We start from the raw sequence: 642 nt of genomic DNA on the forward strand, positions 1-642 counted from the left end.
GTGATGTAGACCAGCAGGCCGCCCGGTTTGACATAGGCTTTGGCCGCATCGAGGATCGCCGACTGTTCGCCCTTGCGGGTATCGAGCTGCCTCTGCGTCAGCCGCCATTTGGCGTCGGGGCGGCGCCGCCACGTGCCGCTGCCGGTGCAGGGCGCGTCGACCAGCACGATGTCCATGTGGTTGCCGAGCGGCGCGAGTTCCGTGGGCTTGGTGACCACCTGCACATTGCGGTTTTCCGAACGACGGATGCGGTCGAAGATCGGCGCCAGCCGTGCTTTCTCCGCATCATGGGCAAAGATCTGGCCACGATTTTCCATCGAAGCCGACAGTGCCAGCGTCTTGCCACCGGCGCCGGCGCAGAAATCCAGCACCTGCATGCCGGCTTCGGCCCCGGCAAGGGCGGCCGCGATCTGCGAGCCTTCGTCCTGGACCTCGAACCAGCCCTTCTGGAAGGCCGGTTCGGCCTGCACATTCGGGTGCCGGCCATCGCCGTCGATCGGTGGAATGCGGATGCCGTGCGGGGCGATTGCCGCGGGTTTGGCGCCGGTTCCCGTCAGTTCGGCCAGCACCTTGCAGGCCAACCGCGACAAGGTGCTGGCCGAACTGACGGGAACCGGCGCCAAACCCGCGGCAATCGCCCCG

1 protein-coding gene is annotated in these 642 nt (G+C 67.1%); it reads right to left on the minus strand.

The annotated features are described in order from the left end of the window. A partial coding sequence (locus tag EN991_RS38755; protein WP_245461208.1) for an RsmB/NOP family class I SAM-dependent RNA methyltransferase occupies positions 1-642 on the minus strand: 642 nt, incomplete at both ends.

It is taken from the genome of Mesorhizobium sp. M7A.F.Ca.US.005.03.2.1 (genome assembly GCF_003997795.1).
GTDB classification, from domain to species: domain Bacteria; phylum Pseudomonadota; class Alphaproteobacteria; order Rhizobiales; family Rhizobiaceae; genus Mesorhizobium; species Mesorhizobium ciceri.